Source organism: Bacteroides salyersiae WAL 10018 = DSM 18765 = JCM 12988, from assembly GCF_000381365.1.
Taxonomy (GTDB): Bacteria; Bacteroidota; Bacteroidia; order Bacteroidales; family Bacteroidaceae; genus Bacteroides; species Bacteroides salyersiae.
This window is the reverse complement of sequence record NZ_KB905467.1, coordinates 773,035-788,174: the sequence shown is the minus strand read 5'-3', so window position 1 is coordinate 788,174 and position 15,140 is coordinate 773,035. Positions and strand designations below refer to the sequence as shown.

The 15,140-nt window shown below is 34.7% G+C and carries 15 protein-coding genes; all 15 read left to right on the top strand.

The window, feature by feature from the left end:
• Positions 1–2 precede the first annotated feature (2 nt).
• The 15 genes from HMPREF1532_RS14560 to HMPREF1532_RS14490 all read left to right on the top strand — a co-directional run bounded on the left by HMPREF1532_RS14560 (position 3) and on the right by HMPREF1532_RS14490 (position 15,135).
• On the top strand, positions 3–1,244 hold the full coding sequence (locus tag HMPREF1532_RS14560) for a polysaccharide pyruvyl transferase family protein (RefSeq protein WP_005931028.1): 1,242 nt from the start codon (positions 3–5) through the stop codon (positions 1,242–1,244).
• 5 nt (positions 1,245–1,249) lie between these two features.
• Positions 1,250–2,260 carry an acyltransferase family protein gene (locus HMPREF1532_RS14555; RefSeq protein ID WP_005931025.1) on the top strand — a complete coding sequence of 337 codons (1,011 nt, stop codon included), beginning with the start codon at positions 1,250–1,252 and terminating at the stop codon, positions 2,258–2,260.
• A 24-nt stretch (positions 2,261–2,284) separates the two neighbouring features.
• On the top strand, positions 2,285–3,430 hold the full coding sequence (gene wecB / locus HMPREF1532_RS14550; RefSeq protein ID WP_005931023.1) for a non-hydrolyzing UDP-N-acetylglucosamine 2-epimerase: 1,146 nt from the start codon (positions 2,285–2,287) through the stop codon (positions 3,428–3,430).
• Between the two features lies 1 nt (position 3,431).
• Complete coding sequence (locus HMPREF1532_RS14545) at positions 3,432–4,664, top strand: glycosyltransferase (protein ID WP_005931021.1); 1,233 nt, start codon at positions 3,432–3,434, stop codon at positions 4,662–4,664.
• Positions 4,661–5,386 carry a PIG-L deacetylase family protein gene (locus HMPREF1532_RS14540; protein WP_005931019.1) on the top strand — a complete coding sequence of 242 codons (726 nt, stop codon included), beginning with the start codon at positions 4,661–4,663 and terminating at the stop codon, positions 5,384–5,386. Before HMPREF1532_RS14545 ends, HMPREF1532_RS14540 begins: the two co-directional genes overlap by 4 nt.
• Entirely contained in the window at positions 5,383–6,426 is a 1,044-nt protein-coding gene (locus HMPREF1532_RS14535; RefSeq protein WP_005931017.1) for a GNAT family N-acetyltransferase, read from the top strand. Before HMPREF1532_RS14540 ends, HMPREF1532_RS14535 begins: the two co-directional genes overlap by 4 nt.
• 107 nt (positions 6,427–6,533) lie before the next feature.
• On the top strand, positions 6,534–7,190 hold the full coding sequence (locus HMPREF1532_RS14530) for a PIG-L deacetylase family protein (protein WP_167556086.1): 657 nt from the start codon (positions 6,534–6,536) through the stop codon (positions 7,188–7,190).
• Position 7,191: 1 nt separating this feature from the next.
• On the top strand, positions 7,192–8,232 hold the full coding sequence (locus HMPREF1532_RS14525) for a GNAT family N-acetyltransferase (RefSeq protein WP_005931012.1): 1,041 nt from the start codon (positions 7,192–7,194) through the stop codon (positions 8,230–8,232).
• Positions 8,222–9,373: a glycosyltransferase family 4 protein gene (locus tag HMPREF1532_RS14520; protein ID WP_005931009.1), complete on the top strand. Its 1,152-nt coding sequence runs from the start codon at positions 8,222–8,224 to the stop codon at positions 9,371–9,373. Before HMPREF1532_RS14525 ends, HMPREF1532_RS14520 begins: the two co-directional genes overlap by 11 nt.
• 4 nt (positions 9,374–9,377) lie before the next feature.
• Complete coding sequence (locus tag HMPREF1532_RS14515) at positions 9,378–10,694, top strand: O-antigen ligase family protein (protein WP_005931006.1); 1,317 nt, start codon at positions 9,378–9,380, stop codon at positions 10,692–10,694.
• Positions 10,666–11,592 (top strand): glycosyltransferase family 2 protein, encoded by a 927-nt coding sequence (locus HMPREF1532_RS14510; protein WP_005931003.1) that lies wholly within the window; start codon positions 10,666–10,668, stop codon positions 11,590–11,592. The genes HMPREF1532_RS14515 and HMPREF1532_RS14510 overlap by 29 nt, the downstream gene beginning before the upstream one ends.
• 5 nt (positions 11,593–11,597) lie before the next feature.
• The gene (locus tag HMPREF1532_RS14505) at positions 11,598–12,113 is read left to right on the top strand and encodes a serine O-acetyltransferase (protein WP_005931000.1); all 516 of its coding nucleotides are present in this window, start codon (positions 11,598–11,600) and stop codon (positions 12,111–12,113) included.
• Complete coding sequence (locus HMPREF1532_RS14500; protein ID WP_005930998.1) at positions 12,110–13,288, top strand: glycosyltransferase family 4 protein; 1,179 nt, start codon at positions 12,110–12,112, stop codon at positions 13,286–13,288. The genes HMPREF1532_RS14505 and HMPREF1532_RS14500 overlap by 4 nt, the downstream gene beginning before the upstream one ends.
• Before the next feature lie 108 nt (positions 13,289–13,396).
• Positions 13,397–14,383 (top strand): acyltransferase, encoded by a 987-nt coding sequence (locus HMPREF1532_RS14495; RefSeq protein WP_081623172.1) that lies wholly within the window; start codon positions 13,397–13,399, stop codon positions 14,381–14,383.
• Entirely contained in the window at positions 14,380–15,135 is a 756-nt protein-coding gene (locus tag HMPREF1532_RS14490) for a YdcF family protein (protein ID WP_005930989.1), read from the top strand. Before HMPREF1532_RS14495 ends, HMPREF1532_RS14490 begins: the two co-directional genes overlap by 4 nt.
• Positions 15,136–15,140: the final 5 nt, after the last annotated feature.

The window sequence follows — 15,140 nt, the reverse complement described above, 5'->3', positions numbered from 1 at the left end:
AAATGAATATTTTACTAATCCATCAATATGCCGGTAATAAAGGAGACAGGGCAGTTTTGTACGCAACTTGTTCTATCATCAGATCGATAGCCCCCTCTATTCATATCTCTGTTTCAACTTCGTCACCAGAATTATGGGAAGGATACTCTTATTATCAAGAACAGCAAATCGAATTTATCCCCTCGGCTTGGGATTATACAAGAATCCCCCGCAACAAAAAATATTGGAACATTATCAATAAAATCAAAAAATACACTTTTACGATCATGCGTGAAAGTTATCTTTCTCATTGTTCTTCATTAGTAAACCGATTCTTAATCAACCCGTCTTTTTTTGAAAAAGCGCGTAGAGCCGATCTGGTAATAAGTGTCGGAGGCCACCACTTTACAACTATCTTGTCTAAAGATTTAGTTTCTTCCATCAACTTCGATGCCATGGCCGTAATGAGTATGAAGAAAAAGACAATCTGCTTTTCTCAATCCTTTGGTCCATTTGACTTTCATAATCCCCGGAATAAAAAGTTGACTCAAAGACTCTTATCAAATTGTAGTGTTTTATATCCGAGAGAAGAGCAATCAAAACAAAGCCTAATTGATTTAGGAATTTCTCCGTCTCTTATAAAAGGGACCTATGAAACTGTAATTTCCTTAAACTCACTTTTCCCTTTCCATACACAACCCTCAAAAAGAGAAAAGAAAATAGGAATAGCCATATACAGTACCCAACAGCGTAGTCCGGAAAAACATGAAAGATATATAAAAACCTTTTCTTCATTCTGTGATTTTGCAGTATCAAAAGGTTATAAAGTCGTATTTTTCCCTATGGAATTAAAAGGGACTCTTCCGGATGACCGTGTACTTATAAAAGAAATCTTAAACCGGGTAAAACAACCAAACGAATGTGAATGTACTTATATAGACAAGGACATGCCTACACATGAACATTTACAAGAGGTTGCCAAATGCAGAATATTTATCGGTCACAAAACACATTCCACAATCTTTGCATTAACAAGTGGAACTCCACTTATCGGCATCGCCTATCATCCGAAAGCCATCGAATTTATGAAACAATTTAATATCGAACAGTACGGGATAAAAGATGATGAGCTGACCTCAAAGATACTCGAAAACACATTTAATCGTATTGAAAAAGAACTTGATACGATAGGAGAAAATACATTTCAAAAATCCAAATCTATATCAATACTATTGCAAAATACATTTCAAAACATTTTGAATTAATATTTATGGCACAAAAAAAAGAGAAATTACAAAGTATTGCTATTATACGTGCATTCTCTATTACATTAGTTGTAGCCTTTCATGCCTATGGCATGATGTATGCAAACCACTTCCCAAAACTAAAAGAAATATACCATTCCACTTATTTCACAATCAACCAATTTTATTTTATCAACATAGCAATGCCTATGTTTGTATTTGTATCTGGTTACTTATTTGCCTTTCTTATTGCCAAAAACAAATATCCAACTTTTGGATATCTGATTAAAAATAAAACTAAAAGAATTCTACTTCCATATTTTCTTTTTGGCATAATAATGATGGCGAGTACAAATAATTTTCATCCATTAGAATTATTAAACGGTGGATATTGGCATCTGTGGTTTTTGCCAATGATATTTTGGTGTTTCTTATTAACTTACTTACTCCATAAATGCTCTTTCTTCACAAAAGCCAAATGGAAATTAGTGATTCTTTTTGTTTGCTTTGGAATAGCATTATTAGATAAATTTCTACCTAGAATATTAGGATTACACAATTTATCCCTTTGGTATTGCTGGTTTTATTTAGGATGGGTAATTTACCATTACAAAGAATTGATAATTAACATCATCACTCGTTACAAAATAATATATTTATTATTTATCATCTATTTTTCAATAACTATAATACACCCAACAGAATATGGAAATATCCATTGGTATAGCGAATTGTCTCAAACTTCCATTATTATAGCCTTATGGTACATAACTGAACTCGTTGACTGGAATAAACACAAATTTATAAATCCTATTTTATCTTTTAGCAATTACAGTTATGGTATTTACATATTTCATAATTGGATACAACTTTATCTTATTTCAAAAACAGTTCAAAAGTTATTACCGTTAGAAAAATGGGCAGCAGAAAATATCTATTTATTTCCATTTTTCTTTTTTCTAACATCTCTATTTGTATCCTATATCTTAACAAGATTAATTTTAAAAACAAAAATCGGCAAATTCTTAATTGGATAAAGTAAAAACATAATATATATAACAATGAAAACGATCATGCTCGTTTTCGGCACTCGTCCGGAAGCTATAAAAATGGCTCCTTTGGTAAAAGAGTTCCAAAAACACAAAGATGTATTTAAAACAATTGTATGCGTAACCGGCCAGCACAGAGAGATGCTCGATCAAGTCTTACATCTATTCGACATCGTCCCCGACCATGACTTGAACATTATGAAACAAGGCCAAGACCTATATGACGTAACAGCCAAAGTACTTGTAGGCATGCGGGATGTATTGAAAAAGACACAACCGGACATTGTATTAGTACACGGCGATACCACGACCTCCACGGCAGCAGCCTTGGCAGCATTCTATCAACAGATACCGGTAGGACATGTGGAAGCAGGATTACGGACACACAATATTTACAGCCCATGGCCGGAAGAAATGAACCGGCAAATAACCGGAAGAATAGCAACCTGTCACTTTTCTCCTACACCGTTAAGCAAACAGAATCTGCTGAATGAAGGAATCGAGGAAAAACAAATTTTGGTGACAGGTAATACAGTTATCGATGCCCTTTATGCAGTGGTAAGAAAAATCAAGGATGACCCGGCATTAGAAACCACCTTGAATAATTCTTTAAAAAGCTCCGGGTACGATGTTGACCGTCTTAATAACGCCAGACGTTTGGTGCTGATCACCGGCCATCGCCGGGAAAACTTCGGAGAAGGATTTATCAATATGTGTACCGGAATCAAAACACTGACAGAGAAATATCCGGATGTGGACTTTGTATACCCCATGCATCTAAATCCGAATGTAAGAAAACCAATCCATGAGGTATTCGGAGAGAAACAACAGAAGAACATGTTTTTCATTGAACCATTGGAATATCTGCCATTCGTCTATCTCATGGAGAAAAGTACATTGGTACTGACCGATAGCGGCGGGATACAGGAAGAAGCTCCCGGATTGGGAAAACCGGTGTTGGTAATGCGTGATACCACCGAACGGCCGGAAGCCGTGGATGCGGGTACGGTAAAGTTAGTAGGTACCGACCGTAATAAAATCATCAGTGAGGTGAGCCGTTTGTTAGACGACAAGGCTTACTATGAAAAAATGAGTAAAGCCACCAATCCTTACGGAGACGGAATGGCTTGTGAAAGAATTGTAAATCACTTATCATAAAATGAGAATCTTATTTATCGCTCCCGGATATTTGCCATACACATTTTCTGAGAATTTATGTAATGGCAAACTTGTATATGCATTACAAGAAAAAGGGTGGGAAGTGGATGTCATATCCCGGATAGACGAAGGACCTACTTATTGTTCGGAATGGCAAGAACCTTGGCTGCCGCTTAAGAAACATACGTATGAAATCAGCTATCCGGCAGGTAATAAGATAAACAGAATGGCAGATTTATGCTATTCGAGTTTATTAATGGGAGGATTTCCAATGAACGGCATACGTTGGGCCCGCAGAGCCTACCAAAAAGCCTTGGAACTGCACAAAAAAAATCCTTATGATGTAATCATAACACGTTCTCCAAGCGATATTCCCCATATCATCGGATACAAAATTAAGCAAAAGACAGGTATCCGATGGATAGCTAACTGGAACGATCCGGCAACGACTATCTGGCCGGAGCCATACACGCACCATCTGTCATCCGGAGAGCATAATATAGCTCATAGATACACCGTGACATGCCTAAAAAAAGCAGATGTCAATACCTTTCCATCCCAAACGTTATTAGAGCATTTTGAAGCAAATTTCTCTTTTCTGAAAGACAAACAGACAGCAGTCATTCCGCATATCGGTCTGCCGGAATCGTTTTTATCAGTCCGCCCTTCTGAAAAAAGAGATAAAATGTATATGTGCCATTCCGGTAATTTGTCTTCCGAAAGGAATCCGGAATTGACCTTTAAAGCAATAAGAGAACTCATAGACGAAGGATATAGGTCGATACAATTGGACATTATGGGATATATAAATGAACATACAAAACTATTAATCGAAAAATACGATCTGAAAGATCATGTTTGCTTTGTAGGTAGCTACCCATATATGACAGCAATGCAGAAGATGCAGGAATATGATGTATTAGTGTTATTGGAAGCGGTTCTTAAAAAAGGAATATTCTTTGCCAGTAAATTTACAGATTATGCCCAGCTCAACCGACCGATATTAGCCATTTCACCGGTTAATGGTTTTGCAAATTCAACGTTGACCCTACAGGGAGGAGGAATAGCCGTCAACAATGAAAATCATAAAGACATCAAAAAAGGTATCTTAACTTTATATAAAGCCTGGCAAGAGAATACACTGAATGAAAAATACAGTACACGGCAATTATATAGCCGGTTATCACCTGAATATGTAGTGAACATTTACAAAAACTTACTGAATGCCAGATGATAAAGGATATTATACGGAAACTCAGAGTAAATGCACTGCACGGTATCGCCAATATCAGAGCCGGCAGTATCGAACCCAAAGAATCTTTACTAATTATCGCTCCGCATCCGGACGATGAAGTGATAGGTTGTGCCGGATTGATACAACGTTCTCTCAACAAAGGAAACGACGTATACGTCATCATTCTTACCGGCGGAGAAGCGTCACATAACGGATGCTGTGGAATTACTTCCCAAGAACTGATAACCGCAAGAAGAGGATTGGCTATAAATATAAACAGAAAATTGGGTATACCTACAAAAAATCTATTTTTCCTCGATTACCCCGATGGCAAAATAAGCTATAACCATCAAGAAACGGACAAGCTAAGCCGATTAATAAAAAATATCCACCCCCATGCTATTTTCATTCCACACAAAGGAGAAGGGTGGAACGATCATATACAAGCCGGAAATATCATAAGAAGAATAACTAAAGAAATGACAGATATCCGGCTTTATGAATACTGCGTCTGGTTCTGGTATTATAATACCTGGAAAATAGATTGGAAAAACGCACAACTGCTTAACATGACGAAAGAAGAGCATTTAAGGAAAAAAGAAGCTATCGATAAATATATATATCCTAAGGCTCCTTGTGGGAAACCGTGGTCAGGAACATTACCAAAAATCTTTATTCATGCTAATCGTTGGAACAAAGAACTATATTTTAAAATAAGATGAAATGGACATTTAACATATATAGTAATTGGGAAGAAATTTGGAGTAAAACGCATCTAAACAGATGGAATATAATCATGGATACCTCTCCAAATGCTCACGTATTTTTTCATCCATCATTGGTAAAAGCATGGGTCGACACTTATCTACCTTTACGTGAACTAACTCCAATATTTGTTTGGGGAAAGTGTGTAGACGGAAATGAAATTTTTCTTCCATTAGTATTATGGAAGAAAAATTGGAAAAACGCTTTTTTAAAAACTATTGTCCCTGTGGGATATTCTGACTATGATTATCATGAACCTATCTTTAAAGAAAACATAGTTGAGTTTGAACTGTTTTGGAAAGAATTACTCTCGTTTCTACAAAATCATTATAGAACAGATATTATCTCATTAACGGGAATTCGGCAAAAATTCATTGATTCATCCTGCGAATGGCAACAAGGAGAAGCATGTCCTTATTTATCCTTAGAAAATATACATAACAATGAAGACCTGATGAAGTTTTTTAAAACCAGTCTTCGTGGAGATATACGCAGACAAATACGCAGACTGAGTGAACTAGGAGAGATCAATTTAAAAGAATATCACACATTTAGCGATATCAGTGAAACGTTTCCCATATTCATGAAAGAACATCGGCTGAAATGGCCCAATGCTTACAAAGCTCCCCATTTTCACGAGAACTTATTGAATGATAAACTACTTAAACAGACCGTACATTTTTCATCATTAAATATTGATGATAAGCCAATAGCCTGGCATTTAGGATTCAATTACAAAAAGACCTACTATTACTATATGCCAGCCGGTAATCACGAATATGCTTCCTATTCTCCGGTTAAGGTCCATCTTTACTTTCTGTTAGATAGAGCCGTACGCTTGAAATACCACAAATATGATCACTTACGTGGAGAAGAAAACTATAAAGCAGGATGGTCTAATGGATGTGATTACATTTTCGACTACAACAGCTACAGTCACAAAACAATAAGTAAGTTAAAATTAAACTTTATAAACCTACTAAAACATCGAATTTAAAGATGAGTAAGTTCAAACATTATATAAAATGTATATACTATAATGTTCATAGAATGTTATTACATTCTTTTTGCAAATTATATAGCAAACCATTAGAAATAAATAAGATGAAAAAAGTTCTCATAATTTCACCGCATCCTGATGATGAAGTCTTTGGATGTGCTCATCTTATGCATAAACTGATTCAAGAAAAAAAAGAAATTGATATCATAATCCTATCTAAAGGAGAAGCCGCACATAAAGAATGTTGCCCCCGAGATGTTTACGATGTGATTTCACATCGTAAACATCTCACTATCAATGCAAATAAACTTATTGGAATACCTAAAGAAAGAATATATTTCTTAGATTTTCCTGATGGCGAATTTGATAGTATAATAAACAATATAAATTACCATAAGAAACTTGATGAGCTAATAAAATACATAAATCCGGACTGTATCTTTTACCCTCATCCTTTCGAGTGTTCACCAGATCATGAAGCAGCAACAAAAATAATAAATGATATATTGCACAATAGTAATAAAAAACTATTCTTGTATTGTGTATGGGTATGGTACCACATGCCGATATATAAGATTTCCCAGATGAACTTCAGACACTCATTTTATATAACATCATCCAAGGGAAATATAAAAGAACAGGCTATAAATATCTACATAAACAATAAAGCAAGGTGCGGCATTTCATATTCAGGAAATTTACCAAAATATTTCCTGAAGGCTTTTCAATGGAAAAAAGAATTATTTTTTACAGCAAATTAGTATGGAATTTACATTTAGAAAATACAAAGAGGAAGATAGAGAGCAAGTTATTAAACTCTTAAAACATTTATGGAAATTCTCAGACAACGATAAACATAAATATTTTGATTGGAAATACACACAAAACCCATATACACAAACTCCAATGGGGTTCGTTGCGTTAGACAAAGATAAAATCGTTGCTTTCAGAGGTTATATGATACAACCCATGCATTATAAAGAAAATGTCTTTCTAAATGCTTCTTTAGCAGATACGGTAACCGATCCGGATTATAGAAGAAAGGGATTATTTTCAAAAATCACGGAGTATTCTATCCAAGAATTAGATAAAGATAAAAATTACAAAGTAAGTTCAAACTCATCTTCAGGCGGAGCAACCTTAAACGGATATCTGAAATTAGGTTGGATTCCGTTAGCTCCAAGAAATCAACTGTTTTCTTTCTCGATAAATAGTTTAAGGACCAAAAAAAGAGAAATTGAATTCCCCAAAGAGATCAAACAAAAAAACAAAGAAACCATCATTTTATCTAAAAGTCCCAAAATATCAGAAATGGCTGTTCTTGCAGAAAAAGAATCTGAACAGAATACGGTTTCTATAAAAAAAGATCCAACTTACCTAAAATGGAGGCTATCAAATCCGAACGGTAACTTTTTATATATTTATTATTATAAAGAAAAAGAGTTGGTAGCTTATATTATCCTCAAAGAATCTGAAAATAGAAAATATGACATTATTGACTATGAATCCACTAAGAAACAACAACTGAAAATTTTATTGAAAACAATTCACAGGAAGCTGTCCCCCCGATACATTCTTTGCTGGACAGTAAATCCAAACGATAAAATCTGTAACAATCCACGATATTACGGATTCGTGAAGCTTGACATCATATTGAAACATATCCAGAAATTTCAAAAGCCACCTTTCCTAATCCGATTAACCTGCTTGAACCAAAATGAGGACCAATGGATGTTAGGACAAATAGATCTAAGAAAAGCAAACTCATGGAATATAAATAAAATAATTGGAGATGAAATCTAAGAATGTACTCATTACAATATCTCATTTGGCGGTAGGAGGAACTGAAATACAAACTCTGAATTTAGTAAAAGCTCTCACTCAATGTGGGTATAAAGTCACAGTTATCTGCTTTTTCAGACATATCCAATTAACAGTTTCACAATTTAAGGAAGCTGGTGCCAATATATACATTGTTTCTCCACAATACAATGATTACAACATAAAAATAACATATCCCACAAATTTTAAACTAATATCATTTCTCTACACACATCTAAAAAAAATAATCCATCAAGAACAAATTGATATCGTACATGTGCAATATATGCCGCCTGCATTATCTGTCGTACTTGTATTACATTATTTATTGCATGTAAAGAATATCATCGTAACTTCACATACAATGGCGGATATCTATCAGAATCTACGGTTCATTCACTTTATACAAAAGCATTGTGTTCGTGCATTTACATGCATTACTAAAAAAGCAGAGGAATCCTTTTTCAATCATTCACAGCTATATTCATTTGATACAATTTTAAAAAAGAGAAACCACTTTACAATATACAATACGCTATCTCCATACATTCAAATAAGAGAACAAAACAAAGAATGGGGACACCCTACCTGTATCGGAGTAATCAGCCGATTAGAAAAAATCAAAGGAATGGATCTGGTCATACCGGCTTTTACGGAAATTCGAAAACACCATCCTGAAATAAAGTTATTAATAGTGGGCAGCGGTTCTCTAAAAGAACTTATGTTGCAACAAGCCCATTCATTACAAGTAGAAAAATCAATTACATGGATAGACCGACAAGCACAATACCATCTACAAACATATTATGATCAAATAGACATATTACTTATGCCTTCACGAAGTGAAGGATTTGGCTTAACCGCTATCGAAGGAATGGCACGCGGCTGTGTTGTAGTAGCATCAAATACAGGAGGCTTACCGGAAGTTGTAAAAGACAAAGAGGTAGGATTACTGCATGCACAAGAAAACACGGAGGATATGACAGAAAAGATTTGTTACCTATTGGAGAATCCTCAATACATGAAAACTCTTTCTATGAATGCAGTACATTATGTAGAGCAATTCGGATATAAAAAATACACCTTACTTTTCAATGACATGTATAAAAAAATAACAAACTAAATTCATGTATTTCTTAAACTATATATACTTTCTTGTTATTACAATTATAGGAATAAAATTCCTATTTGCAAAACAAGAAACAGTCGTTCATCCTCTGAATAAAAAGAAGAAGCTGCTGCTGGACGGACCGGAATTATTTTGGGTACTGACTTTCTCGACCGGTCTATTGGCGTTTTCAGTACCCGGAGTGTTGGACTTGATGGCTATCCGTCTAATGATATTGGAATTCTTATGTATCATCGGACTATTTATAGTAAAAAGAAAGCCACAATGGAATATTACAACCATCCTGTATCTGATTTATATGATATGGTTGGTTATAGGTTTGAGCTATACAACATCTCTTGTTTATGGATTTCGTGTCATATTAAAATATAGTTATCCGCTATTAATCATGTTTTTTGCATCGGCAGTGGTCAGAGATAAGGAAGTTTTCATTAAAGCCGGATTAGGGGCAAGAGTAGTAGCTATCGTATCCATCGGATTTTCTTTCATTCCATTGTTAAGTTATTTGGTTCCGGGAGTATTCTGGTATGGAACAGCACGAAGCATACACTACATATCCATATGCATATTTTCTTTAGCATTATACTATCACGGCGGAAAAGAAAAAAAAGATTTATTATTGTGCATCCTGTTCATGATCCCTTGTATTTTATGGGTATTACGCACCAGCATCATGGGGACAACAATGGCATTGGCAACTTTCTTTTTCTTTAAATACAAAATGAAATCATTACCGGTAATTTTTGGAATTACTTTACTCTTCATCGTTGCCATATTCACAATTCCAAGCATTAAAGAAAAAATGTTTAAAGACGGAGGAAATAGTATCAGTATGGAACAACTCCGACAAGGGAGAGTATCCAAAGATGACATCAACAGCAACGCCCGGTTTGCAATGTGGGAACACTTAAAAGAACATTTTTATTACAAAAAGGAAGTTATTGGTTCCGGTACGGGAAGTGTACAAAACTATATGTACTCAAATTATATATTTGGAGGACTAAGAGTGCCACATAATGATTATGTTCAAATGTCATGTGACAACGGATTAATCGGAATTGTACTATACCTATTGCTCATTGGCAGCATCATTATGCATTGCTTTATAGAATACAATAAAAAGAATAGTACAGCCATAAAGATGTGCGCAATTGTAGCTGGAAGCACTATGGCAGGAGTGGTTTTGACCATGTACACCGATAACGTAGTAAACTACTCAATGGCTACACTCTCTTATCCATTCGGATTTTATGGAATGATGTTAGGACTTATAAAAGGAGACAAATATGATCTCAGTCGTAATACCACTGTATAATAAAGAAAAACAAATAAGAAAGACATTACAATCTGTACTTACACAGACTTTTCAAGACTTCGAAATAGTCGTTGTTAATGATGGAAGTACAGACAATAGTGCAATAGAGGTAGAGAAAGTAAAAGACCCGCGTATACGGCTGATTCATCAACAAAACGCAGGGGTGTCTGCAGCCCGAAACAAAGGGATAGAAAAAGCAAGATATGAATTAATAGCTTTTCTGGATGCCGATGACGAATGGAAATCAAACTTTTTGCAAACGTTATACAAGTTGCAAATCCAATATCCACAATGCGGAATGTATGCAACCAGTTATATAAATAAAACAGCTTCGGGAAAAGAGAATATCATAACTCTCAATAAATTACCTTTTGAGAAAGAAGGTATATTATCCAATTATTTCGAAGTAGCTGCATGTTCACATCCTCCGATTTGTTCCATTTCCGTGATGATAAAAAAGCAACCGCTAAAAGCAATAAACGGTTTTCCTTCCCATGTCAAATCCGGAGAAGATCTGATAACCTGGGCTAAATTATCTACAATTACACAAATTGCATATAGCACCGAACCTTTGGCCATATATAATATGGGAGAAGGGTATATTCTTACCAATACCCCTCCAAGAACACAAGACGAAGGCGATCCGGTAGGGAATGAATTAAAAATACTATTATCAAAGACGTCAGAAAAGACCCGCAAAGATTTAAAGAAATACATCTCTTTATGGCACAAAATGAGAGCTTCAACAGATATAAGATACAACTTTAAAAAGAAAGCAATTAAAGAGTGTTTTTTATCCCTCAAATATAATCCGATGAATCGAAAGGTTTATTTATTCCTAATAATCAGCATATTGCCTTTTTGTATCAAAAAGTACATAATCTCTCACTATATTTAACTCTAATGATATCTACTATTAAAGAAGATCTAAAAGCATATAGGAAAAGTAATGGCAAAATACAATGGGATGAACCGTCCATAATTTGCGTTATCTTATATAGAATAGGACATCGTATTCAAAAAATCAAATTCACCCCCATCCGAATTATATTCAATATTATTCATTTGCCATTTTTCTTTTTGTTCAATACAATTATCGGAATTTATATTCCAAGAGGTGCACAGATCGGTGGAGGATTAAGAATTCATCATTACGGATGCATTATTATTAATCCAGACACTATAATGGGTGAGAATTGTATTTTGAGGCAAGGAGTCACAATAGGAACCAAAAACAAGGATCATGATGTACCGGTTATTGGAAATAATGTAGAATTTGGAGCAGGAGCAAAAGTTTTAGGGAAAATCAAAATAGGAAATAATGTAACAATAGGAGCCAATGCAGTTGTTCTGTGTGATGTGCCGGACAACTCGATAGCCGTAGGCATCCCTGCTAAAATATATCCGAAAAAATCATGAAAATACTCTTAGTCCATAATAATTACGGAAAATATAGCGGTGAAGAAACTGTAGTAGACAAAATGGGCACCATGCTTCAAAAACATGGACATAGCATCTGTTTCTATCGCATGACAACTGAAGATACCAGAGAGACTCTAATAGGTAAAATCAAAGGATTTCTTTCAGGAATTTATTCTCCTGTTGGGGTCAAAAACATGAAAGAAATACTACACAAGGAAAAACCGGACATAGTCAATGTACACAACTTATACCCATTCATCAGCCCGGCAGCCCTTTTTGAATGCAAAAAAGCGAATGTTCCCGTCATTATGACGATTCACAATTTCCGCTTAATTTGCCCGACAGGATTATTCATGCGTAATGAGAAACCTTGTGAAATTTGTTTAAAAAAAAGGCATGAATGGAATTGTATCAAATATAATTGCGAACATTCAATTTTTAAGTCCATAGGATATACATTGAGAAATGCATATGCAAGATGGACTAAAGCGTATAAAAATAATGTGGACATGTTCGCATGCATTACATCCTTTCAAAAAGAAAAATTAATTGTTGCCGGATTTGAAAAAAATAAAATCACAGTTATTCCTAATTTAATGGACGCTCCACAGAAATACGTTACATATCATGGTCGTTATATTGCTTTTTGTGGCAGAATCAGTAGAGAAAAAGGAGTAGATTTAATAATAAAGGTAGCCAGAAAATATCCTGAAATATCATTCAAATTTGCAGGAGAAATAAGAGATATTGACTTGGTTCAGAACTTACCGGTTAACTGTGAATTAAAAGGATATCTTTCAGGAGAAAAATTGAATACATTTTATCAAGAAGCATCGTTCTTTATCATGGCAAGTAAATGGTATGAAGGCTTTCCAATGACTATCCTCGAAGCAGCAAAATATGGCAAATGTACTATCGGCCCCAATCATGGAGGATTTACCGAAATTATCGGACAAGGAAAAGAAGCAATAGGAAAACTATTTGAGCCCAATAACATAAAAGATTTAGAAAAACAAATAGTAGAATTGTGGAATAATCAGACACAGATAGAAGAATTAGGAGAAAAAGCTTTTAACAAATTAAAAGAATGTTATGATTCGGAAGTTATTTATAAGCAATGGGAAACCCTGTTTAGCAAATTAAAAAATCCGCAATGCCAACAAAAAAAATAAAAAGTCAATGAAAACAATAACTTACCAAGAAAATGCAACAAAAAACATCGACACCATTAGGGGGGGGGACAAAACCTATGCCAAACTCGTAATGTAGGATTAGATTTTATAAGAAGTTGTGCCATATTATTTGTAATAGCAGGACATTTTTTCAGTTTACATACAGCTTTCAAAACAAGTACTTTCGAAGGAACTTCCTTATTCATACAAGCAACAATCAGCTTCTTGTTCTATATAGGCGTTTCCCTCTTTCTTCTATTAACCGGTTATCTGAATACCAATAAATCAATCAACAAGAAATATTATAAAGGAGGTGTCAGGGTCATTATTTCCTACCTACTGTTTTCATTAATAACAATTATATTCAGAAAATATTATCTGCATGAAAGCCTGTCGTGGATACAATGGGGATTAAAAGTATTAGATTTCTCTGCCATCCCCTACGGTTGGTATATAGAAATGTGGATCGGACTATTTTTGCTGACCCCTTTTCTGAATCTATTATATAAAGCGATACCTGACCAGAAACAGAAATTAATACTTATAGGTACATTATACATAATGACTGCACTACCCGATCTTCTGAACAGATATGGAGTACATTTAGTTCCCGGTTTTTGGCAACAGTGTTTTCCGTTGACATTCTACTTTATAGGAGCCTATATACACGAATATAAACCAACAATAAGAAAAGGATGGGCATGGATGATCATATTGGGTATATGTTTGATAAATCCTATTTTTAATCTTATATTTATCCATAATCATACATTAGTACAAATATGTGGAAGTTCCAATGGGGTTTTCGGAATACCAATAGCCGTATTGTTTTTCTTACTGTTTTATCAATTGGATATTCACTCTAAAATGAATAAAAAAATACTGGCTAAAATATCCGGCTTATCATTGGATATGTATCTGTGCTGCTATATTTTCGATGCAATTTATTATCCATATTTTAAAGAACATTATTTCGTTAATCAGTCTCAATTTGGAATATATTTCTTTATACTTGTTCCGCTTGTGTTTATTTCATCATTTGCTGTGGCATGGTTAAAGGAAAGAACTTTTAAGCTATTGAAGCTACATATATGATAAATGCAAAAGTTAAAAGGAAACATCGTAATTCCTACAAACTTATTTATACTGCATTATTCATTTGTACTCTATTGGCTTATCTCTTGACTAACGATTTGTTTTATTCTTATGTCTGCTATTGGAATGATAGATTTTATGCTAATCCTCAATGGAATCCGGACAAAAGATATAAAGCAGGAATCATAATGGGAGGATTCGGATACATGGATAAATCAACCGGAAAAATAGGCTATGTGATGTACGACAAAAGTAGAACACAGAATGGAATCAAGCCGGATATGAGAAACAGGCTGTGGAAAGCCGTCAGCTTATGGAAAGAAGGACATTTGGAAAAGATACTGATCACAGGAGACATGGTGGCAAACATACATAAAGACGGAACCTCAGAAAAGAATCTATTTCTGCACTATATGAAAAAGTATGCCAGAGTTCCTCCGGAAGTTTTTGTATTTGAACAGCAATCGAAGAATACATACGAAAACGTACTTTTCACATCAGAAATTCTTAAACAGAAAGGGATAGCAGGAGAGGATTGTCTTTTAATAACCACCGCGTCACACATCAGACGCAGCCTGAAATGTTTCTCCAAACAAGGGCTCAACATGGATTATTTTTCCGTAGATGCAAGAAGTCCTCTTACGATATCTGATAATTGGTGGAAGCCGGATATAAAGGTGCTAACGAAATGGAAAGAGCTACTACACGAATGGGGTGGTAGCATCGTTTACCAAACCAAAGGTTATATCTAAAAATA

What these genes read in the sequence shown, in the direction of transcription:
- HMPREF1532_RS14560 (WP_005931028.1), top strand. Translation starts at nt 3, where the DNA reads ATGAATATTTTACTAATCCATCAATATGCCGGTAATAAAGGAGACAGG.
- HMPREF1532_RS14555 (WP_005931025.1), top strand. Translation starts at nt 1,250, where the DNA reads ATGGCACAAAAAAAAGAGAAATTACAAAGTATTGCTATTATACGTGCA.
- wecB (WP_005931023.1), top strand. Translation starts at nt 2,285, where the DNA reads ATGAAAACGATCATGCTCGTTTTCGGCACTCGTCCGGAAGCTATAAAA.
- HMPREF1532_RS14545 (WP_005931021.1), top strand. Translation starts at nt 3,432, where the DNA reads ATGAGAATCTTATTTATCGCTCCCGGATATTTGCCATACACATTTTCT.
- HMPREF1532_RS14540 (WP_005931019.1), top strand. Translation starts at nt 4,661, where the DNA reads ATGATAAAGGATATTATACGGAAACTCAGAGTAAATGCACTGCACGGT.
- HMPREF1532_RS14535 (WP_005931017.1), top strand. Translation starts at nt 5,383, where the DNA reads ATGAAATGGACATTTAACATATATAGTAATTGGGAAGAAATTTGGAGT.
- HMPREF1532_RS14530 (WP_167556086.1), top strand. Translation starts at nt 6,534, where the DNA reads ATGAAAAAAGTTCTCATAATTTCACCGCATCCTGATGATGAAGTCTTT.
- HMPREF1532_RS14525 (WP_005931012.1), top strand. Translation starts at nt 7,192, where the DNA reads ATGGAATTTACATTTAGAAAATACAAAGAGGAAGATAGAGAGCAAGTT.
- HMPREF1532_RS14520 (WP_005931009.1), top strand. Translation starts at nt 8,222, where the DNA reads ATGAAATCTAAGAATGTACTCATTACAATATCTCATTTGGCGGTAGGA.
- HMPREF1532_RS14515 (WP_005931006.1), top strand. Translation starts at nt 9,378, where the DNA reads ATGTATTTCTTAAACTATATATACTTTCTTGTTATTACAATTATAGGA.
- HMPREF1532_RS14510 (WP_005931003.1), top strand. Translation starts at nt 10,666, where the DNA reads ATGATCTCAGTCGTAATACCACTGTATAATAAAGAAAAACAAATAAGA.
- HMPREF1532_RS14505 (WP_005931000.1), top strand. Translation starts at nt 11,598, where the DNA reads ATGATATCTACTATTAAAGAAGATCTAAAAGCATATAGGAAAAGTAAT.
- HMPREF1532_RS14500 (WP_005930998.1), top strand. Translation starts at nt 12,110, where the DNA reads ATGAAAATACTCTTAGTCCATAATAATTACGGAAAATATAGCGGTGAA.
- HMPREF1532_RS14490 (WP_005930989.1), top strand. Translation starts at nt 14,380, where the DNA reads ATGATAAATGCAAAAGTTAAAAGGAAACATCGTAATTCCTACAAACTT.